Source organism: Nocardia sp. N2S4-5 (genome assembly GCF_044628355.1).
Lineage (GTDB): Bacteria > Actinomycetota > Actinomycetes > Mycobacteriales > Mycobacteriaceae > Nocardia > Nocardia wallacei_B.
Genome location: NZ_JBIUPM010000001.1, coordinates 2,069,705 through 2,088,390 on the forward strand (window position 1 = coordinate 2,069,705; position 18,686 = coordinate 2,088,390).

The 18,686-nt window shown below is 69.9% G+C and carries 18 protein-coding genes; 9 read left to right on the forward strand and 9 right to left on the reverse strand.

Annotated features, from left to right (window positions below):
- Positions 1-19 precede the first annotated feature (19 nt).
- Positions 20-364 (reverse strand): hypothetical protein, encoded by a 345-nt coding sequence (locus tag ACFMRZ_RS09120; protein ID WP_400178709.1) that lies wholly within the window; start codon positions 362-364, stop codon positions 20-22.
- Positions 365-701: 337 nt separating this feature from the next.
- On the opposite strand from ACFMRZ_RS09120, the gene ACFMRZ_RS09125 reads away from it, so the two are divergent.
- Entirely contained in the window at positions 702-1,652 is a 951-nt protein-coding gene (locus ACFMRZ_RS09125; RefSeq protein ID WP_400178710.1) for an SMP-30/gluconolactonase/LRE family protein, read from the forward strand.
- Between the two features lie 179 nt (positions 1,653-1,831).
- Here ACFMRZ_RS09125 and ACFMRZ_RS09130 read toward each other — a convergent pair whose 3' ends face one another.
- Both ACFMRZ_RS09130 and ACFMRZ_RS09135 read right to left on the reverse strand, forming a co-directional pair.
- Entirely contained in the window at positions 1,832-2,170 is a 339-nt protein-coding gene (locus ACFMRZ_RS09130) for a hypothetical protein (RefSeq protein WP_400178711.1), read from the reverse strand.
- A gap of 139 nt (positions 2,171-2,309) precedes the next feature.
- Positions 2,310-2,714, reverse strand: a complete 405-nt coding sequence (locus ACFMRZ_RS09135; protein ID WP_400178712.1) for a hypothetical protein — start codon at positions 2,712-2,714, stop codon at positions 2,310-2,312.
- Between the two features lie 133 nt (positions 2,715-2,847).
- Between ACFMRZ_RS09135 and ACFMRZ_RS09140 the strand changes: the two genes are divergently transcribed.
- Complete coding sequence (locus tag ACFMRZ_RS09140; protein ID WP_400178713.1) at positions 2,848-3,417, forward strand: NUDIX hydrolase; 570 nt, start codon at positions 2,848-2,850, stop codon at positions 3,415-3,417.
- Positions 3,418-3,423: 6 nt separating this feature from the next.
- On the opposite strand, the gene ACFMRZ_RS09145 is transcribed toward ACFMRZ_RS09140, so the two are convergent.
- Positions 3,424-3,735 carry a hypothetical protein gene (locus ACFMRZ_RS09145; RefSeq protein WP_400178714.1) on the reverse strand — a complete coding sequence of 104 codons (312 nt, stop codon included), beginning with the start codon at positions 3,733-3,735 and terminating at the stop codon, positions 3,424-3,426.
- 288 nt (positions 3,736-4,023) lie between these two features.
- Here ACFMRZ_RS09145 and glsA point away from each other — a divergent pair, with 288 nt between their 5' ends.
- From glsA to ACFMRZ_RS09165, 4 genes are all read left to right on the forward strand, one after another.
- A complete protein-coding gene (gene glsA, locus ACFMRZ_RS09150) occupies positions 4,024-5,040 on the forward strand; it encodes a glutaminase A (protein WP_400178715.1) in 1,017 nt (338 codons plus the stop codon).
- Between the two features lie 93 nt (positions 5,041-5,133).
- Entirely contained in the window at positions 5,134-5,961 is an 828-nt protein-coding gene (locus tag ACFMRZ_RS09155; protein ID WP_400178716.1) for an MFS transporter, read from the forward strand.
- 84 nt (positions 5,962-6,045) lie between these two features.
- Positions 6,046-7,611 carry a substrate-binding domain-containing protein gene (locus tag ACFMRZ_RS09160; protein WP_400178717.1) on the forward strand — a complete coding sequence of 522 codons (1,566 nt, stop codon included), beginning with the start codon at positions 6,046-6,048 and terminating at the stop codon, positions 7,609-7,611.
- Positions 7,612-7,665: 54 nt separating this feature from the next.
- Positions 7,666-8,697 carry a TIGR03617 family F420-dependent LLM class oxidoreductase gene (locus ACFMRZ_RS09165; RefSeq protein ID WP_400178718.1) on the forward strand — a complete coding sequence of 344 codons (1,032 nt, stop codon included), beginning with the start codon at positions 7,666-7,668 and terminating at the stop codon, positions 8,695-8,697.
- A 22-nt stretch (positions 8,698-8,719) separates the two neighbouring features.
- On the opposite strand, the gene ACFMRZ_RS09170 is transcribed toward ACFMRZ_RS09165, so the two are convergent.
- The 4 genes from ACFMRZ_RS09170 to ACFMRZ_RS09185 all read right to left on the reverse strand — a co-directional run bounded on the left by ACFMRZ_RS09170 (position 8,720) and on the right by ACFMRZ_RS09185 (position 15,291).
- Complete coding sequence (locus ACFMRZ_RS09170) at positions 8,720-9,547, reverse strand: alpha/beta hydrolase (protein ID WP_400178719.1); 828 nt, start codon at positions 9,545-9,547, stop codon at positions 8,720-8,722.
- 17 nt (positions 9,548-9,564) lie between these two features.
- Positions 9,565-12,174, reverse strand: coding sequence for a PEP/pyruvate-binding domain-containing protein (locus ACFMRZ_RS09175; protein WP_400178720.1), 2,610 nt, complete (start codon positions 12,172-12,174; stop codon positions 9,565-9,567).
- 26 nt (positions 12,175-12,200) lie between these two features.
- Positions 12,201-12,878, reverse strand: coding sequence for a TetR/AcrR family transcriptional regulator (locus ACFMRZ_RS09180; RefSeq protein WP_400178721.1), 678 nt, complete (start codon positions 12,876-12,878; stop codon positions 12,201-12,203).
- A 112-nt stretch (positions 12,879-12,990) separates the two neighbouring features.
- Positions 12,991-15,291, reverse strand: a complete 2,301-nt coding sequence (locus ACFMRZ_RS09185; protein WP_400178722.1) for an MFS transporter — start codon at positions 15,289-15,291, stop codon at positions 12,991-12,993.
- Between the two features lie 230 nt (positions 15,292-15,521).
- On the opposite strand from ACFMRZ_RS09185, the gene ACFMRZ_RS09190 reads away from it, so the two are divergent.
- Together ACFMRZ_RS09190 and ACFMRZ_RS09195 are read left to right on the forward strand one after the other, a co-directional pair.
- A complete protein-coding gene (locus ACFMRZ_RS09190; RefSeq protein WP_400178723.1) occupies positions 15,522-15,653 on the forward strand; it encodes a hypothetical protein in 132 nt (43 codons plus the stop codon).
- Positions 15,650-16,396 carry a TIGR03621 family F420-dependent LLM class oxidoreductase gene (locus tag ACFMRZ_RS09195; RefSeq protein ID WP_400178724.1) on the forward strand — a complete coding sequence of 249 codons (747 nt, stop codon included), beginning with the start codon at positions 15,650-15,652 and terminating at the stop codon, positions 16,394-16,396. The genes ACFMRZ_RS09190 and ACFMRZ_RS09195 overlap by 4 nt, the downstream gene beginning before the upstream one ends.
- 18 nt (positions 16,397-16,414) lie before the next feature.
- Here ACFMRZ_RS09195 and ACFMRZ_RS09200 read toward each other — a convergent pair whose 3' ends face one another.
- Complete coding sequence (locus ACFMRZ_RS09200; protein ID WP_400178725.1) at positions 16,415-17,860, reverse strand: glycosyltransferase family 39 protein; 1,446 nt, start codon at positions 17,858-17,860, stop codon at positions 16,415-16,417.
- Between the two features lie 277 nt (positions 17,861-18,137).
- Between ACFMRZ_RS09200 and ACFMRZ_RS09205 the strand changes: the two genes are divergently transcribed.
- Positions 18,138-18,632, forward strand: coding sequence for a hypothetical protein (locus ACFMRZ_RS09205; protein WP_400178726.1), 495 nt, complete (start codon positions 18,138-18,140; stop codon positions 18,630-18,632).
- The last annotated feature ends 54 nt before the right edge of the window (positions 18,633-18,686 follow it).

Here is an 18,686-nt window from a genome sequence, read left to right on the forward strand (position 1 = left end):
CGTCGAGGGTGCGGGCCGGTCATCGGGTCTCACCGATCGCGGCCTCCGCCCGCGCGGCGAAGGCATCCAGCACCTCGGCGTAGGCGTCGGGAACCGCGACCCGCATCGTCACACCGGTCTCGGTCGAGGTGAAGCCGAAATCGAAGAACGAACAGCAGCCGGTTTCCCGTGCCGCGAGATCGCGAGCGACCGTTTCGGCGTCGCCGGACAGCATCAGCTCCAGGACGGTCGGGCCCGGCCGGTGGGTGCGCTGCACCGACTCGGCGAACAACCGGTCGAACTCGGCGACCCGGATCGGTTGCTCCACTGTCGGCAGGGTGCACGCATCGGGCACCCAGTCCCCCTCATCAGGCGAAATCATCATATTTTCACGGTAAGCCTGTACCCAGGTACAGGATGCAACTCGGCGCTACCACCCGGACATCATGATCTTGGGAGGATTCGCCCCCGGCCTGAGCGGACACAAAACGCCCTGTGACGGCAGAATCCGGCTTCGAATCGGCCATTTGTGTCCGCTCAGGCCGGTTGTGCCAACCCCTCGGCCAACCGCCAGAACCTGATCGACGCATCCCCGCGAGCTCGAGCGCGCCCGCACTCGCTGTCGACCGAGCCGAAGAAATACACCCCACGTCGCGGCGGATGGACGAGAATCGCGAACGACACGAACAACCCGACCGGCGAGACGAACAGCGAGGTGTGAGATGGGCGGCAAGCACAAGACGGCGATCGGCCTGGTGGCACTGGCCTTCGCGGGCGCGGTCACGGCGACGGCTCCCGCGGCGAGCGCGGCTCCGGTGTGTCCGGGCGCCGGGCAGGGCACCGTACCGGTGGCGGCTGTGCCGGGCGCGGCGCTGGAAGGGCTCACGGTCGATGCCCGCGGCCGCGCCTACACGACCGATCTGCTGAGCGGCCGAGTATTCCGCATCGATGCCCCCGGCGCACCCGCGATCCCGATCGCCACGGTGCCGGGCGGCGGCGCGGGGGCGCTGGCGTGGACGCCGGACAACAAGCTCCTGGTCGGGTACGGCGCAGATCCGCGTGTCGTGGCGGGCGACGTGCTCCGCCACGCGGGCATCGTGGCACTCGACCCCGACACCGGAGCCGTGGCGCCGTTCGCCGCCGGGCTGAGCGCGGCCAACGGCATGGATGTCGTCGCCGACGGAACCGTCTTCGCCACCAACGACTTCGGCACCCTCGTCGGCCGCGTCGCCCCCGGCGGCGGGGTGCAGGCGGACTGGGCCAGGCTGCCCAGCGCGAACGGCGCGGTCCTGGGTTCCGATGACGAATACCTCTATGTCTCACGCACTTTCGTCAATCCGGGGGTGAGCCGGATACCGGTCGCGAATCCCGCTGCCCCGCAATCGCTGCTGGACCTCGGCGGTCCCGATACGCTCGCCGCACCGGACGGCCTGACCCTGGACTCACTGGACCGGCCGGTAGTGCCCTTCAACCCCTCCGGCCAGATCGTCCGCATCGACGCTCCGGGTCAGTACTGCCTGCTCGGCACCGGCGGCCCGCAAACCAGCGTCGTCAGCTATGGGCGCGGCGACAGTGGTTTCGCCGCAGGACGCTTGTTCGGCGCCACCTTCACCGGCGCGATCTATGAGGTACCCGGCGGTTTCGACCCGAACGCCCGCACCGCCACCCCGTAGCCGCGCACTCGCAGCACACAGCCTTCATCAGCCCCATGCCACTCAGATCGACTGCGCCTCAGCTGTTCTCACCGATGCTCCGGCATCTCCCGGTGCGGATTTGCCCCCTGACCAGGGTGATTCGCACATCGAGAACCTCCAGTCGACCGACCGCGCAGCCGCTCGACCGAGGTGGCCGTTCATCCAGGAAGGGAGTCTCCGGGGAAGCCGTGGCAGGGAAGGACCTCGCAGGTCATCATCCCGGCCCGCACACAGGGATCCGCGGCCATGATCCGCGCGCCTTCCTCGGCGGGCACGGTCATGATGGCGACACCGGCAACGGTATCGGAAGCGACCGGGCACAGCACCGCGATCACCCCGTCGGCCCGCAACGCGACCATGCGCCGCTGATGCTCGAGTTCGATCGCGCCCGCCCCGTCCCTCGCCCGCTCCGGCCCCCACCGCAACAACGCCAGGCTGAAAGGTTTCGCGGTCGCAGCCAGCGCCGCAATCTCCTCGTCGGTCACTGCCGTACCCATGATGCCCCTCGATTCTCGCTGTGCTCGGCCACCGAGACGATAATTCCTTCCGGCCGCTCAGGCAGGAAATCACCGCGGGATGCTCAGACCGCCGAAGCCGACACCCAGCTAGCGGGGCTCGGGGTCCAGTACGCCGCACTCACCGGCAGTTGCCGGTGGCTGCGGCGTGTGTGCCGGCTATCACGGCCTGGCGTTGGTCTTCGCTGAAGACCTGCCAGTCCGGGGTGGAGGGGAGGTTCGCGATGGCCTCGGCCACTGCGTGATCGACGCCTGCCTGGCCGGACTCGGCGCGCGCTCTTTTCACTTCGGGGGAAAGTTCTTCGCAAGTGCGGCGGCGGATTTCGTCGGGGGTGCTGCCGGAGGGGACCGATACCGAGCGTGAACCTTGTGGCGGGAGAATGGCATTCGGCGCGGTGGTGGCCGGTGACGCCGATGTAGAGCTGGTGGTGTCCGGTGCGGGATCGAGGTCTTCGGTGTTGCGGTCGCAGGCCGTCGGCAGTAGTGCGGCCATACAGGTGAGCAGGGCAATCGAGATGTGGCGCATCGGTTTTCCTTCGACGTGCGTCGGCTCGGTGGCTTCGCTCCACGGCATACCCGGAAAACGCGGGCCTATCGGGCGAACCCCGAGTGAGCCGAGGCGCGGCAGTTTGTCGGTGCCCGACGCTATGGTTCGACTCATGCAGCAGGCCACCGCGACAGTCGCCGAGATCGTGGCGAGCATCGCGCCCACCGACGATCTGGAACGCGCGCATCGCGACGACACGCTGGCATGGCTCGCCGCTACCGACGACATCTTCCGGCGCGTCAAACCCGATACGCCGCCGCGGCACCTGGTCAGCTACGTCGTCCTGGTCGATCCCGACCGGCGGGCCGTATACCTCGGCCGCCACCGCAAATCGGGACTCGACCTTCCGATAGGCGGGCACGTCGACCCGGGCGAGCACCCGTTGGCCGCGGCGCGGCGCGAGGCGTACGAGGAGCTCGGGCTGGAGGCCGAATTCACCGTGGTCGGCGAGCAGCCGCTGTTGCTGACCGTCACGACGACAGTCGGCCACAGTCCCCACGTCGACGTGAGCCTGTGGCATGTCGTCCGCGGCGACCGGAGCGGCGAGTATCCGCTGGATCCGGCCGAATTCGACGAGGGCCGCTGGTGGGATCTGGACCCGCACCGCCTGCCCGCCACCGACCCGCATATGCCGCGATTCATTCGCAAACTCGACGGCGTGCTGTCCGCGCGGATCGGCTGAGCGACCTCACCGCTCCCGGTGGCGGGGCGGCTCGGCGGCGAAGCTGCCGAAGAATTCCACCAGCGGGAGCATGGCCATTCCCGTGTCGCGGATCAGCGCGTCCAAATCATCGAGGACCACGGTCAGGTCGTCGGCGGCGGCCTCGGAGCCGTTGCGTCGCAAGCGTAATCGCAGTCCGGCGGTGAACAGGTGCCGCACCAAGCGGTCACAGGCGATGACGAATTCGTTCACGTCCCGCTGTGACCAACCGGCGAACTGCTCTCCGCGCACCACCGCGCTGCGGCCCGGATTGTCGAATATCTGGTCGTTCTCGAACATCGGCGACTCACTCTTGTACGGCATCCGCGCGCTGGGACGGCTCTGCACTACGCCCACCCCTGGACGCCGTTCGCCATTAGCCTTCCCCACCCGCGTACTCCGAAACACTTGGGACACATAATGTTTCGTACCGACCGGTGTCTCGACACAGGAAACGGCCCCGACGCGCCGAGCAAGACCGCACCCCGAGGCCGGAAACAACGCCGGGCGGAATGCTGGTGGTACCCGGCCGACTATGCGTAGCCTGTTGTTTGCTACAGCTGAGCGCCACCGCACCTGGAGGGCCTTGTGGAGACCGATGTCGCAGATGTCGAGCAGGCTGTGTCGACCGGCCGACTCCCCGGCTGGGATCGGGTCGAGACGCTTATCGGCGCCGCGTACGAACGGTACCTGCCGCACACGGGCGGCGCCGTGGCCGACTACATCCCGATCCTGGCCGCCGCGGACCCGGGAATCTTCGGCCTGTCGGTAGCCGAGGTCGACGGCGGCGTGCACCGCGCCGGCGCGGCGGACACCGAGTTCACCATCCAGTCGATCTCGAAGGCCTTTGTCTACGCGCTGGTCTGCGACGAACTCGGGCACGAGGTGGTGCGCGACCGGGTGGGCGTGGACAACACCGGCCTCGGCTTCGATTCCGTGATAGCCATCGAACTCAACGCCGGGCACCCGATGAACCCCATGGTGAACGCGGGCGCGCTGGCGACGACGGCGCTGGTGCCCGGCGCCACCCCGGCCGAGCAGTGGGAGCGGATCCGCACCGGCCTGTCCCGATTCGCCGGACACCAGCTCCCGCTCGACGGCGCGGTGTATCACTCGGAGAGCCTGACCAATCAGCGCAACCGGGCCATCGCGCGATTGCTGGAGAGTTACGGGCGGATCGACCTCGATCCGCTGCAGGTCGTCGACGTCTACACACGGCAATGTTCGCTGCGGGTCAGCGCCCGCGACCTCGCCGTCATGGGCGCGACCCTCGCCGACGGCGGCGTCAACCCGGCCACCGGCGAGCGCGCGGTATCGCCGGAGGTCTGCCGCGACACGCTGTCCGTACTCGCCGCCAACGGCATGTACGAGCGGTCCGGTGATTGGTTGTTCGAGATCGGGCTACCGGCCAAATCGGGCGTGGCGGGCGGCATCGTCGCGGTCGCGCCGGGCAAGGGCGCGATCGGAACATTCTCCGCGCCACTGGATTCCGCGGGCAACAGCGTACGCGGCCAGCGGGCGATCGCGTACCTGTCACGCGCGCTGGGACTGAACATCTTCGCCTCCGCCGCGCACTCGCCGACCGGAAGGAGCGTCACCGCATGACGACCGGACCCGTGACCGCACCGCCCGCCGCATCGCGCGAGTCCTGGCTGCCGATGGTGAGCCTGTTCGTGGCGCAGGTGCTGATGTCGTTCAATGTGGCGGCGCTGCCCGTCTCGCTGGGCGGCATGGTCGACGATTTCCAGGTCGCCCCCACCGGGTCAGCTCGACTTCTTCGCCGACGACGATGCTCCCTTCCAGGTGCTCGGCGTCTCCCCCGCCCCGATCCTGATCCTGCTCGGCGTCGTGCTCGGACAGGCCTTCTTCCTGTGGACGCGCCGCCGCACGCGCGCGGGACGGGTGCCCCTGGTGGACCTGTCGGTGCTGCGCCGGTCCAGCGAGCGGGCCGCCGTCTACGCCATGTTCGTCGTCGTGTCGCTGGAGGCGGCGCTGAACTTCACCGTGCCGCTCTACATCCAGATCGTGCAGGGGCGCACGCCGTTCGACACGTCCCTGGCGATGATGCCGTTCAATCTGACGGTCTTCCTCACCGCGACGCTCATCGTGCGCTTCTACCGCCGCTACAGTCCCCGGGCCATCGGCGTGTTCTCGTTCGTGCTGACCACCACCGCGCTGGTGTGGCTGGCCTACGTCGTCACCAACAATTGGGAGACGCTGCCGACGATCGCGGGACTGATCGTCTTCGGGATCGGCCAGGGCGCGTTGGTCACGCTGGTGTTCAACGTGCTGGTCACCGCCGCGCCGAAGTCCGCCGCCGGTGATGTCGGGTCGCTGCGCGGGACCACGCAGAATCTCGCCTCCGCGGTCGGCCTGCTGCTGCTGGCCGCGGTCAGCGCCACGGCCGTCGTTCCCGCGGCACGGCTCCCCAATTACCGCCCCGGCGAGATCCCCGATCCCGCCCCACGGATTCGTGACCGGCGGCGGGCGAATTCGGCCTCCCGCGTGGAGTATTCGCTGACGTAGGCACGGGGCCGTCGCTGTCGAACCGGTGAAATGTTGCCCAACATCGCATGTCGGACCTGGCCGGGGCGCGTGCGCAGGCCGAACATGGTTGGCAAACAACGCATTCGGGGGGAATACAGCCAGGTGGACAACTATCTGGTCCAGATCGGACTACCGCTCGTCGCGCTCGCGGTGTCGATGGTCGCGTTCCTGTGGGAATTCGTGGTCATCCGCCGCAAACAACTCGGCTATCGGGTGCAGATGGACACTCCCGTGACCGGTGAGATCGAATCGGTCTATCCGGGCGTGCTGACCCAGATACGACCGGAGGACAGCCGGGCGGGCGCGGAACTCAAGGACCTGTCGGTCGTGCTGGTCCGGATCGAGAACAACGGCGTCACCGATATCGACCGGACCGATTACGCGATGCCCGACGGGCCGGTCGGGCTGCACCTGCAGTTTCCGCAGCGCCGGGTGGTCGGCATGGCGGTCACCGAATTGAGCGAGCCGACGCTCGGCGACCATCTCGAACCCGGTCGCGGTATCGGCGCCCGGGTGGATTCCGGTCACGGCATCGGCATCATCGACTTGCCCAAGGTGCCGATGAACCGGCACGACCACTACAAGATCTTCGCGATCCTCCAGCGCACGGCGGGCGAGGGCGAATCCCCGGCTCCGGTGCTGCGGGGCAAGCTCACCGGCGGCCGGGTCGCCGAAACCCGCAGCCGCACCGGGCTTTCCCGGACGGTGCTGGGATTCATGACATTCCTGGTCGTCGTGATCGTGGCGCAGTTCGCCGTGGCCCTGCTCGGCGACGATCCGCCTGCGCCGGACTGTGTTTCGGGCGCACTCACGCTCGTCGGCTCGTCGGCGTTCGAACCGGTGGTCCGTGACGCCGCGGCCGCATACCACAAGGGTTGCCCCGCAGCGCGTTTCACGTTCGCCTTCGACGGCAGCGAGCGCGGGCTGCCCCGGGTGGACGAGGAGGGCCGCGGGAACTCCGGTTTGCTCGCCGTCACCGATGGACCGAAGGGCGTCGGCTATCCCGATCTGGTGCCGCGTCCGCTGGCGATGGCCGTGTTCGCGGTGATCGTGCATGCCGGGCTCGGCATGCCCGGCCTGACCACCGGCCAGATTCGCGATCTGTATCAGGGCCGGGTCGACAATTGGCAACAGCTCGGCGGCCCGGACCAGCCGGTGCGCCTGATCAACCGGGCGCTCGGCTCCGGCACGCGGGAGATCTTTCAGCAACGGCTGCTCGCGGGCGGTCCGGTCACTCTGCCGCAGTTCGGCTGCCGTGCCGTCCAGGTCGCCGATCCGCCCGGAGCCGCCGCCTGCGAAGTGCCGCTCACCCGCGACATGCTCGAGGCGGTGGCCCGCATCCCCGGCGCGATCGGCTACGCCTCGTACGCCGAGGCCGGTGCCGCGCCCGGCGTGGTCCCGGTCGCGCTCGATGCGCACCGCCCCGGCCGCGACGCTGCCGCCACCGGCGACTATCCCTTCTGGGGTGTCGAATACGCCTACAGCAAGGGCGAACTCCCCTACGACTCGCTGGCGGCGGCCTTCCTCCGCTACCTCACCGACCGAGCGGGCAAGGACATCGTGCGCTCCCACGGCGACACACCCTGCGGCGATCTGCCGCAGCCGGGAGCGTGCAGTCCCCGTTCGTGAGCGCCCGGCGTCATACTGCTACGGCAGTTGCCTGCCGGACCGTGAGGACATCGTGTGAAAGTGCATCTCCAGATCGAGGGTTCGCCGGCCGAGGTGCGCGACAGCGCCCGTGCCATCGCCGCGGCGGGGGCCGACGGGATCTTCTCCTTCGAAGGGCCGCACGACATCTTCTTCCCCCTGGTGGTCGCCGCGGGCGAGACCGATCTGGAACTGATGACCAACGTGGCGATCGCCGGGCCGCGCAGCCCACTGCACCTCGCCCACGCCGCCTACGATCTGCAGGTGTACAGCCGGGGACGGTTCCGGCTCGGGCTCGGTTCACAGGTGCGCGTGCACATCGAGAAGCGCTACGGCAGCCAGTGGGGCCGACCGGCCCGGCGCACGGCGGAATCGGTGGCCGCCGTCCGGGCCATCTTCGCCGCGTGGGAGGGCAAGGCCCCGTTGGACTTTCGCGGCGAATTCTTCACCCACACGCTGATGCCGCCCACGTTCGACCCGGGCCCCAACCCGTTCGGACCGCCGCCGGTGCTCATGGGCGCCCTCGGGCCGATCATGACCCGCACGGCCGCCGAGTTCGCCGACGGCCTTTTGGTCATGCCGTTCAACAGCACCAAGCACTTCACCGAGCACACCGTGCCCGCGATGAAGGAGGGCCTGCGGCGGTCGAATCGCGGTCTCGGCGAATTCGAGGTGATCGCCCAGGCCATGGTGGCGGTCGGCCGCACCGAGGCGGCGCTGACGGCCGCCGTCGACGGTGTCGCCCGCCTGATCGCCTTCTACGGATCGACGCCGCCGTACCGCCCGACCCTCGCGGCCGAGGGCTGGGCGGACCTGCAACCCGAGCTGAACGGCCTGTCCAAACAGGGCCGGTACGCCGAGATGCGGGCCTTGATCACCGAGTCGATGGTGCGCGCGCTCGGCGCCGTCGGCACGCCGGAGGAGTGCGCGGAGCAACTGCGAGAACGCTACGGCGACTACGCCTCCGACCTCTGCTGCTATTTCCCCGGCTACCGGCCCGACCACGCCGATGTCACCGACCTGGTCGCCGCGCTGCACGCGATGGAACCATCCGGCCGCCGCCATTGACCACCCGGCCGGGTACCGCCGATCAGAATCCGTGCATACGCACCCAGTCGAGATATCGGTCCATCCACGTGTCGCACGGCAAACCCATTGCCCGCTCGGCGAACCCGTGCCCGCCGCGTTCGTAGGCATGCAGCTCCACGGGCGCGTCAGCGGCCAGCCAGGCGCGGTGGAGGGCGAGATTGCCCTCGAGCACACCGTCACCCGGATCGTCGGCGGCGAAACAGAGGAACAGCGGCGGCGCATCGGCGGGGACCCGGTACTCGTGCCAGGTGGGCGGGTAGATCGGCGCCGCGAAGTCCGGGCGGTCGTCCGCGCCGGTGTACGAGGTCGCCGCAGCGAGCGCGAGCAATCCCCCGGCGGAGGTGCCCAGGATTCCGATGCGCCGGGGGTCGATCCCCCAGCGCCCGGCGTGCTCGCGGACGAAGCGGACCGCCCGCCCGGCGTCCTCGACGGCCACATGGGACTGCCGCCGGATGTCGTCCATGGTGTGCGCGGTCTCCCACCGACCGAGGAAGTCTTCGTCGGCGACGGGCGTGGGCAGCACCCGGTAACGCAGCACGAAGGCGGTGATGCCCTGGGCGGCAAGGCGTTCCGCGATCGCCGTGCCCGTGTCGGTGAGGGTCACGAAACTGCCGCCGGGACAGACGATCACGCCGGTGCCGGTGGCTCGGTCCCCGGTGGGCCGGTGCACCGCCAGCGCCGGGCGGGTGACGTTGCGGATCATGCCCAGGTTGTGATTGCCCTGCACCTCCGGGAGCACCGTGTGCTGTCCGTAGGGCGTAGGGTCCAGCCCCGGTGCGGGATCGTCCGCCGCCAACGGGACGAGTTCGGCCGCGGATGCCGATCGCATATGTCCTCCTGGATGATTCATGATTCGGGGACGGTGATCACGCCGGTGTCGCCGTCGACGACGATCAACCGGCCGGTTTGCAGGCGTTCGGTCGCGGTGCCGGTGCCGAGCACGGCGGGAATGTGGTACTCGCGGGCGACGATCGAGCTGTGGCTGAGCGCGCCGCCGACGTCGGTGACGATCGCCGAGGCGAGCGCGAACAGCGGCGTCCAGGCCGGTGTGGTCATGGGCGCGACCAGCACGTCACCCGGTCGCATTCGGTCGAACTCGCTCGGGCCGTGGATGATTCGCGCCGGAGCGGTGACTTTGCCCGGACTGCCCGGAGTGCCCTTGATCGTGTCGCCGGAATCGGCATCCCCCTCGGGTGCGTGGTCCCGGGTGAATTCGATGCCCAGGATCCGGTTGCCGCCCTGGACCGGTAGCGCAACCGGCGGGCGCTGCGTGCGCTGGCGCCGCCAGACGGCCCGGCGCTCGGCGACGGCCGACCGCGAATCCTGCGGCGCCGCAGTCGCATCCAGCGCCGCGACCGCGGCCTCGAGTTCGGCCGCCTCCAGCCAGTACACGTCGTCCACGGTCGTGACGGCACCAGCGGCGGTCAATCGGCGGCCGAGTTCGGACAGCAATCGCCGCGCCGCCGGCCAGCCCGCGCCCACATCGGCGAGCGCGTTCTCCCGCAGCGGCGCCGCGGCCTGTGCCCAGTGCAGCAGGCGCAGCGCCAGCGCGTGGCGCGGACCCGGCCGTCTCGCTTCGAGAGTGCCGACCGCCTCCGCGCGCCTGCGCCCGGCGGCCGACCGGCGCGCGGCCGGATCGGCGGCCTCGTCACGGAGGAAATAGCGCAGGGTCTGTATCAGGGCTGCCGGGTCGTCGGCGGGCAGCGGCTTGGCGAAATCGAGGTCGTAGACCATGTCGCCGTAGGTCTCCAGGTGCGCCCGGAAGCGCTCGCGGAATTCTGCCTCGGCGGCGTCGCCCGTGCCTTCGTCCGGCGCGTGCGTGAGCGACTCGGCGGACCAGCCCTCGATCCGGTCGGCCAGTCCGGGCTGGGTGCGGACCCACTGCGCCAGGTCGTACAGCGCTTGCTCCGCCAGGATCGGTTTGCTGTCGAAACCCAGCAGGAAGGTCGTGGCGGGCGGGTCATCGGCCCGCTTGATCGTGTTGTACACCTTGGTGAACAGCGACTCGCTCAGGTACGCCGCCGGCAGCGCTCCGCCCTGGATGACGAGGTAGTAGTCCGCGGCCTCGGCCACGATCTCGCGGACGCCGTCCAGCAGCCGGGCAGCGGGGACGGCGGTGCGGTCCAGGGCCGTCAGGCGCGCGGCCGTGTCGCGATACCGCCGCCGCGCCGCCTGCCATCGCTCGGGGGCGGTGCGCAGGTACCGGGGCAGCGTGCGGGCGAGAAATCGCGGCTGCGCCACCATCATTCGCGCCAAGAGCGCGGGTGTGTAGTTGACGTTGTAGTACCCGTAGCCGTTGATGACCGCCAGCGGCCGGTCGAAGTACGGCAGCGCGATCTCGCGGTAGTGCGCGAGCGTCGCCCGCTCCCAGGCGGGTATCGCAAGCGTCGCGAACAGCGGCGACAGCGGCTCCGGCAGCAGTTCCATCACGCTGCCCCGCGTGTATTTGCCCTTGGGATCGGGCAATTCCCACTGCGCGTCGCCGGGCGCCTCGGGCAGCGCCGTGATCGGCCGGGCCTGCACCACGAACAGCCGCTGCTCGTGCAGCACCCACTCGATATCCATCGGCTGCCCGTAGAACGTCTCGATCCGGACCGCGATACGCGCCAGCTCGGCCGCCTGTTCGGGCCGCAGCGCCGGACGCTCGCGCCGGTCCGCGGGCACCGGTTCCTCGCGGGTGCCGTCCGGGGTGCGGATCGTCATGATCTGCTTGTCGGCGATCTCCTCGCGCACGATCGCACCGCTCGCCTTGGCGACCACGAAGGTGTCGGGCGTGACCTGGCCGCCGACGACCGCCTCTCCCAGTCCCCAGGCGGCATTGATCAGCACCTCGTCCCGCGCACCGGTCAATGGATCGGCGGTGAACGCGATCCCGGCCGCGTCGGCGGGCACCAGTTCCTGCACGACGACGGCGAGGGCGACCTCGCCGGAATCGATGTCGTTGCGGGCCCGGTAGCCGATGGCCCGGTCGGTCCACAGCGAGGCCCAGCAGCGCCGGACCGCAGCCAGCACCGCGTCGGCGCCATGGATGTTGAGGTAGGTCTCCTGCTGCCCCGCGAACGACATCTCGGGCAGGTCCTCGGCGGTGGCGGAGGAGCGCACCGCCACGGCCACCTCGCCCAGGTGCTTGTAGGCCGCGCCGATCTCCTCGGCGACCTCGTCCGGAAACTCTTGCGCGGCAATCAGTTCGGCGATCTCGGCCGCCGCCTCCGCCCAGGTTTCGGGCTGGTCCGCGGCCACCCGCGCGGCCACCGCGAGGATCCGGTCGTGCAGACCCGCCGCGGCGACGAATCGCCGGTAGGCCGTAGTGGTCACGTGGAAACCGGGCGGCACCGGCAGCCGCGCGGCGGCCATCCGGGCGAGGGAACTGCCCTTGCCACCGGCCCGGTCGAGGGTCGCGGCGGGGTCCGCGAGCGGCAGCGTGTACGAATCATCCTGCGGGACAGAGCTGTTCATATGCTTCTCGATTCTCTACGCCGGATTCAGGCGGACAGGTTGCGGCGGGCCCGCGAAAGCCCTTCCAGCAGAACGGTGCGGCCGGCCTCGAGGTCGGCGTCGGCGGGCGGGGTGAGGCCCAGCTCGAGCCACTCGGCGAGCACGTCGACCATGGCGCCGGTGGTGGGCACGTCCGGGGCAGCCGCCTGTGCGCGCTGCGTCGAAAATGTCTGCCGCAGCGCCGGTGTCAGGGCATCGAGGATGTATCCCGCGGCGTGCACGTCCACCTCGGGCCGGACCACCCCGGCCGCCTGCATGTCCGACAGGAACTCGCTCGTGCCGAGGCTTTCGGCGCGGTCGAAGAAGCTGCCGGGTTTGCGGAGATATTTGCCGAAGGTGGGCTCGTCGCGGGCGACGATCGCCGCCGCCAGCGGCAGCTGCGCCAATGCCCCGGCCATGGCCCGATACACGCTGGCCACGCTGCCGCCCTGCGGATCAGTCCGCAGGTGCTCGCTCCAGCGTTGCGCGTACCGGTCCAGTTCACGCCGGACCACCGCCTCGACCACGCTGTCCTTGGACTTGAAGCGCAGATACACCAGCCCTCGGTGCAGGCCGGTGGCATCGGCGACATCGCCGACCGTCAGCTTGTTGTACCCCAGCCGCAGCAGCAGATCTTCCGCCGCGTCGAGGATGGTCTGTTCGCGCTCGACCTCGTCGACCGTCATTCTTGACCTCTTGACAGTTTTTGTTGTTTTGTCAAAAAGTACGTCCGCCCCGGGCTTCCCGTCAAGACCCATGGCGACCGGCGCCTGTCGCGGCGCCGGTCGCCGTTGCCGACTACCGCACCGGCGCCTGCTGCTGGTCGTAGCTCAGCTCAACATCGTGGGTGCTCTCCCCGGCCACCGTGACATTGCTGACCACCGACGGATAACCGCGAGTCACGACCGCGTACTCACCGGCGGGAAGGTCGGGGACCAGGTAGCGGCCCTCGTCGTCGGTGCGGGCCGTGGCGATCGGCTCGCCGGTCGCGTCGAGCACGGTCACCTGCGCGTCGGGCACCGTGCGGTCCCCGGCTCGCACCGCACCGGCCAATGTCACGATCGGGGCCAGTTCCGCGTCGTAGCGCAGCAGACCGCTCTCGGGCACGGTCAGCGTCGCCGCGTGTGGCCGCGTGCCGGGCGCGACGACGACCACCGTGTGCGTTCCCGACGGCACGCCGCGGCAGACGTAGCCGCCGTCCCCGCCGGTGACCGCCGCACCGACGACCTCGCCCCGGGTATCGGTGAGCGTGACGGCCGCCCCGGCCACCGGCTCACCCGCGCCGGCCCGGCGCACGGTGCCCGACAGCTGTCCGGAGCTCGGCAGGGTCAGATCCACCGGCAGCGGCCGCGCGGCCACGGCGACATTGACCGCCACCGGCCGGTGTCCGTTCGCGGCGCCGATCAGGACGTAGTCACCCGCCTCCGGCACCTCGAGGTGATAGCCGCCGTCCGCGCCGCCCGTCGTCCGCGAAACCTGGTGCCCGCGTTGATCTATCAGGGTCAGCGCCACGTTCGGCACCGGCTCGCCGTTCTCGCGGCGCACGTGCCCGGCGATGAACCGGGTCTCGCTGTCCAGACCGGACGCCACCGCCGCCGAGACCGCGGGTTCCGGGGCCGATCTCGCGGCCGCGAGCAACGTCTCGTCCGGAATCCGATCGGCCACCGCCGAGCGCGGTTCCGCGCCGCTCACCTGCGCGCTGTGCGGTTCGTGCGCCCGGACCGACGGCACGATCACCGCGGCGCCCGCCGCCAGCACCGACACACCGGCCAGGAACCAGAAGACCATGGAGTAGCCCGAATCGGCGGGCAGTCCGTGCGCGGTCTGCGCGCCCGAGGTCAGGATCACCGAGGAGATCGCGCTTCCGATCGCGCCGCCGACGGTGCGCACATTGGCGTTCATGCCGGTGGCCGCGCCGGTCTGGGCGGGCGGCACCGCCGCGACGATGATGGCGGGCATCGAAGAGAACGCCAGTCCGATACCGACGCCGATCAAGGCACCGGCCGCGTAGATCTCCCAGCTGTGATCGTGGCCGATCGCCAGCATCACGAACGCCGGGACGGTGATGAGACTGCCGATCAGCACGATGAACTTCGGACTGATCCGCGCCGAGAGCGGGCCGATGGTGAGGCCGATGACAAACATGGCCGCCGACAGCGGCAGCATGTAGAGGCCCGACTGGGTGATGCTCGCGCTCAGGCCGTACCCCGCAACGGATTTCGGCGTCTGGAGCAGCTGGGGCAGGAAGGTCATCATCGCGTACATGCCCGCACCGGTCAGCACGGCCACCAGGTTGGTGGTCCACACCGCCGGGATGCGCATGGTCCGCATATCGATCAGCGGCGTCCGCGATTTCAGTTCGACGACGATCCACGCGGCCGCCGTCACCACCGCCAGCGCGAACAGGCCGAGCGTCAGGCCCGAGCCCCAGCCCCACGCCGGTCCCTTGCTGACCGCCAGCAGCAGAGCCACCAGCCAGGCCGAAAGCAGCAGCGCGGCACCCCAATTGATCCGGCCCGGACTGCGCACCGGCGATTCGGGCACGAACAGCACCGCCGCCACGGCGGCCACCGCGGTGATGATCATCGGCACCCAGAACAACCAGTGGTAGTCCAGATGGTCGACGATCGGCCCGGCCAGCACCAGGCCCACCCCGGAACCGACGGCGATCAGCGACGAGGCGATTCCGACCGCGCCGTGCAGCTTGCGCGCGGGGAACTCGTCACGAATGATGCCGAACGCCAAGGGAATCACGCCGCCGCCGAGGCCCTGGATCACCCGCGCGACGATCATCACGCCGATGGAATCGGTCAGCGCGGCGATCAGCGAACCGATCGTCAGCGCGACCAGCGTGACGACGAGCATCCGCTCCTTGCCGACCTTGTCGCCGATCCGCCCGAGAATCGGCGTCGCGACCGAGGCCGACAGCAGGTAGCCGGTCATCAGCCAGGTCGCCGTGCTCTGCGTGGTGTGCAGGGCGGGAATCAGCACCGAGAGCACCGGCACGACCATCGACTGCAGCAGCGCGTACGCGGAGATCCCGAGCAGCAGTACCGCGAAGACGACGTTGTAGTGCGGGCGAGACTTCACACGCGCCATGGGTCAGGGATCCTCCACCAGTTGAAACGGAGCGTCTCTCCGGTTAATCACCGTAACAGAAACGCGGCCCCGTTCCCTTTGGCGCGCATGTGACTTCACCCTCCTTCGAGGGCCACTGTGAGATTCGCCTCCCGACAGCCGAGAACGAACGGCCATGGGTGAGGACCTTCGGCGGACGCCGCGGGCTGCGGATCGGCTACCGTGCGAGGGTGGAGCATGATCGAAACGACATGACATCGCGTCCTTTTCGGTTCGCCGTCGGGTTCTCCGCCGCCGGTTCGCGGGGCGAGTGGCGGGAAAAGGCACAGCGCGCAGAGGATCTGGGCTACGACGTGGTCCAGGTGCCCGACCATCTGGAATGACCTCGCCGTTCCCGACGCTGGTCGCCATGGCCGAGGCGACCACGCGGGTGCGGGTCGGCACCATGGTGCTCAACGCCGGGTTCTACCGGCCGGCACTGCTGGCCCGCGACGTCGCCACCGTGGACCAGCTCACCGACGGGCGCTTGGATTTCGGGATCGGCGCGGGGCCGGATTTCGCGAAACCCGAGTTCGAGGTGGCCGGGCTGCCCTTCCCGGGCGGGCGGCAGCGGATCGACAACCTGCGTGAGACCATCGGCGAGATTCGCGGTCTGTTGGCGAACGACCATCAGCCGCCGGTGCGCCGCGCGATTCCGGTGCTGGTCGCCGGGCGCGGGGACCGCCTGGTGCGGGTGGCGGCCCAACACGCCGACACCGTGGCGCTCGCCGGGGTACCCGTCGGCGACGACATCGGCTCTGAGGACGCCGGTACCGCCGCGCTCGCCCGCCGCGTCGAGTTCGTCCGCGCCGCCGCCGGGGAGCGCTTCGCCGGGCTGGAGCTGGGGCTCACCGTGCAGGGGGTGGATGTGCGGGGTTACGACGAGCCCGATCTGTCGTTGGCCCGCATGTTCAACCGGACCCTGTCCAACGATCAGCTGCGCTATCTGCCCGGCTTCCTGCACGGATCCGCGCGAGAGATCGCCGACACGCTGCGGCACTACCGCGACGCCTACGGAGTCACCCACTACTCCGTCGCCGAGCCGCGAATGACGGCTCTGGCGAAGGTGATCGAAGAACTGCGCTAGGGCGGCGGCCGGGGCGCCTCAGGCCAGATCGAGGTGCCGGAGCCGCGGCCAGAGTTCTCGCCACGGCTCGCGCCGGTCGCCGCACAGCCACTGGTTCTGTTCCTCATCGTCGTCGAACAGTTTGCGGCAGGAGGCGAAATGGTCCCGGAGTTCATCCGGGGCCTCGCCGACGTAGAGCACGCTGCGCGCCGATTCCGGTGGCGGGTCGAAGTATCCGTAGCTGCGGTTGGTGCTGTAGGCGGTGGGCAGGTCGGGCGCGTACACATCCAGGTAGGCGGCGACGATGTAGGACTGGCCCATGATGATCGTGTTCGCGCGCTCCGCCGCGGGCAGTTCGCGATAGGCCGCGGCGGTGCGCCGGGCGATCGACTCCCCGACGGCGGAATCGGCGGAGACCGCGGCGACGCCCAGCATGCCCGCAGCCGCGGCGATGCTCAGCGCCACCGCCGGCCAGGCCACCCAGCCGTAGCGGCCACCGGCGAGGCGGCGCCGCTGGAATCCGACCGCACCGGCCGCGAACAGGACTCCGTAGAGGCCGCCGAGATAGTAGGGCCGCCCGACCGCGACGACGAAGAAGACGTACAGCACCACCGCGGTCACCCCCAGGAAGCGATAGTCGCGCAGTTCCTCGGCACGCAGCAGTCGCCACAATCCGTACAGCGCCAGCACGGTTCCCGCGACACCGGCCATCATGACGAGCGCCACGGCCACACCGGGCCTGCCGCCGTAGAGCGCGTCGGCCTCCGCGAGCACCACCGAACCCATGTGCAACTGCGGCCAGCCGTTTCCGGCCTGCCACAGCAGCGTCGGCAGCGCGAGCAGCAGCCCAATCGCCGCGCCCGCCCACAGCAGCGGCCGGCGCAGCAACTCGCGCGGCCCGAAAATCGCTGCCGCGCACAGCAATACCGCACCCAGCAGCAGTACCTGGAACTTGGTCTCGGCCGCGACTCCGGCGACCACGCCACTCGCGAGCAGCAGCCGGTCGTCACGCACCCGGAGCCAGCGCACCAGCAGCCAGATCAGGAGCAGCCACTGCACCGGTTCCAGTGCGTAGGGGGTGAGCCAATGCCCGGCCATGGTGATCCACAACGCGGTCGCCTGCGCGACAGCCGTGAGCAGCTGTGCTCGCCGATCGCCGCCGAACTCCCTGGCGATGAGGGCCGCGACGACGACCGCGCCCGCGGTCGCGAGGATCGCCGGAATCCGGAGGACGGCGAGCGATCCCGGCGCGAGCCGATCCAGCCCGGCGGCCAGCAGCGGTGCGAGCGGCGGCTGATCGGCGGCGCCCCAGTCCAGGTGATGACGGCCGATCGCCAGCATGTAGGCCTCGTCGAACCAGTAGCCGCCGCGGAGGCTGCACACGAAGTGGGCAAGCGCCACGACACCGGCAACCAGCAGTACGGCTCGACCGGCGAAGGCCGGGACGGGTGCCGCCGACGGCTCCGCCCGCAGGGCTTGGTTCACGCACGACCTCCGTTGCTCGATCCGGCGTCACGATCCTCCCCCGCCGGGGTACACCGGCGCATCGCCCCGCACGTGGGTTCCGCGTGCGACCACAGCACGACGTCGTCGCCGGGGCGTCATACCTGCGGATGACGCCCGGTCCGTCGCGGCCGCGAGCCGGACATAACGGTCAATCGCCGAGGTGACCGAGCCTCCCACCGCTGCCCGCCTGCGCCTTTAGAGTCCGGTCTGCTCGATCTGAACGGGTACCACTTCCCATCGACAGAAGGGGTTACACATGAAGATCCGCACTGCCGCGGCCGCGTCATTGGCCGCACTCGCTGTTCCCGCCGGGCTGGCGGTCGCAGCGCCCACCATGGCCGCGCCGGCAGCGATCCCGCTGGTCCAGGTGCAGGACGACGGCAGCGACGAACCGGAAGGCGGCGCCGACGCTGTCGGGCGGAGTGGGCAGTCACAGTCCTCGCCGAACTCCGTACAGAGCGACCAGTCCCAGTCCTCCCAGAACTCCGGCCAGAGCGGGCAGTCGCAATCCGCCCCGAGCTCCGTGCAGAGCGACCAATCACAGTCCTCCCAGAACTCCGGCCAGAGCGGGCAGTCACAATCCTCCCCGAACTCCGTACAGAGCGACCAATCACAGTCCTCCCAGAACTCCAGCCAGAGCGACCAGTCACAATCCGTGCCGGACTCTGTGCAGAACCAGCAATCGCAGCCCGCCTCGGGATCGTCCCAGGGCCCGCTGGCCGACCGACCGCAGCCGCGCAGCGTGCACTGACGCGAGGCGAGCACGGCCCCGCGGTGATTCCGCGGGGCCGTGGACTCGGCGAGG

Coding starts and splice junctions, on each gene's coding strand:
- ACFMRZ_RS09120 (WP_400178709.1), bottom strand. CDS start 364: ATGATGATTTCGCCTGATGAGGGGGACTGGGTGCCCGATGCGTGCACC.
- ACFMRZ_RS09125 (WP_400178710.1), top strand. CDS start 702: ATGGGCGGCAAGCACAAGACGGCGATCGGCCTGGTGGCACTGGCCTTC.
- ACFMRZ_RS09130 (WP_400178711.1), bottom strand. CDS start 2,170: ATGGGTACGGCAGTGACCGACGAGGAGATTGCGGCGCTGGCTGCGACC.
- ACFMRZ_RS09135 (WP_400178712.1), bottom strand. CDS start 2,714: ATGCGCCACATCTCGATTGCCCTGCTCACCTGTATGGCCGCACTACTG.
- ACFMRZ_RS09140 (WP_400178713.1), top strand. CDS start 2,848: ATGCAGCAGGCCACCGCGACAGTCGCCGAGATCGTGGCGAGCATCGCG.
- ACFMRZ_RS09145 (WP_400178714.1), bottom strand. CDS start 3,735: ATGTTCGAGAACGACCAGATATTCGACAATCCGGGCCGCAGCGCGGTG.
- ACFMRZ_RS09155 (WP_400178716.1), top strand. CDS start 5,134: ATGTGGCGGCGCTGCCCGTCTCGCTGGGCGGCATGGTCGACGATTTCC.
- ACFMRZ_RS09160 (WP_400178717.1), top strand. CDS start 6,046: ATGGTTGGCAAACAACGCATTCGGGGGGAATACAGCCAGGTGGACAAC.
- ACFMRZ_RS09170 (WP_400178719.1), bottom strand. CDS start 9,547: ATGCGATCGGCATCCGCGGCCGAACTCGTCCCGTTGGCGGCGGACGAT.
- ACFMRZ_RS09175 (WP_400178720.1), bottom strand. CDS start 12,174: ATGAACAGCTCTGTCCCGCAGGATGATTCGTACACGCTGCCGCTCGCG.
- ACFMRZ_RS09180 (WP_400178721.1), bottom strand. CDS start 12,878: ATGACGGTCGACGAGGTCGAGCGCGAACAGACCATCCTCGACGCGGCG.
- ACFMRZ_RS09185 (WP_400178722.1), bottom strand. CDS start 15,291: ATGGCGCGTGTGAAGTCTCGCCCGCACTACAACGTCGTCTTCGCGGTA.
- ACFMRZ_RS09190 (WP_400178723.1), top strand. CDS start 15,522: ATGACATCGCGTCCTTTTCGGTTCGCCGTCGGGTTCTCCGCCGCCGGT.
- ACFMRZ_RS09195 (WP_400178724.1), top strand. CDS start 15,650: ATGACCTCGCCGTTCCCGACGCTGGTCGCCATGGCCGAGGCGACCACG.
- ACFMRZ_RS09205 (WP_400178726.1), top strand. CDS start 18,138: ATGAAGATCCGCACTGCCGCGGCCGCGTCATTGGCCGCACTCGCTGTT.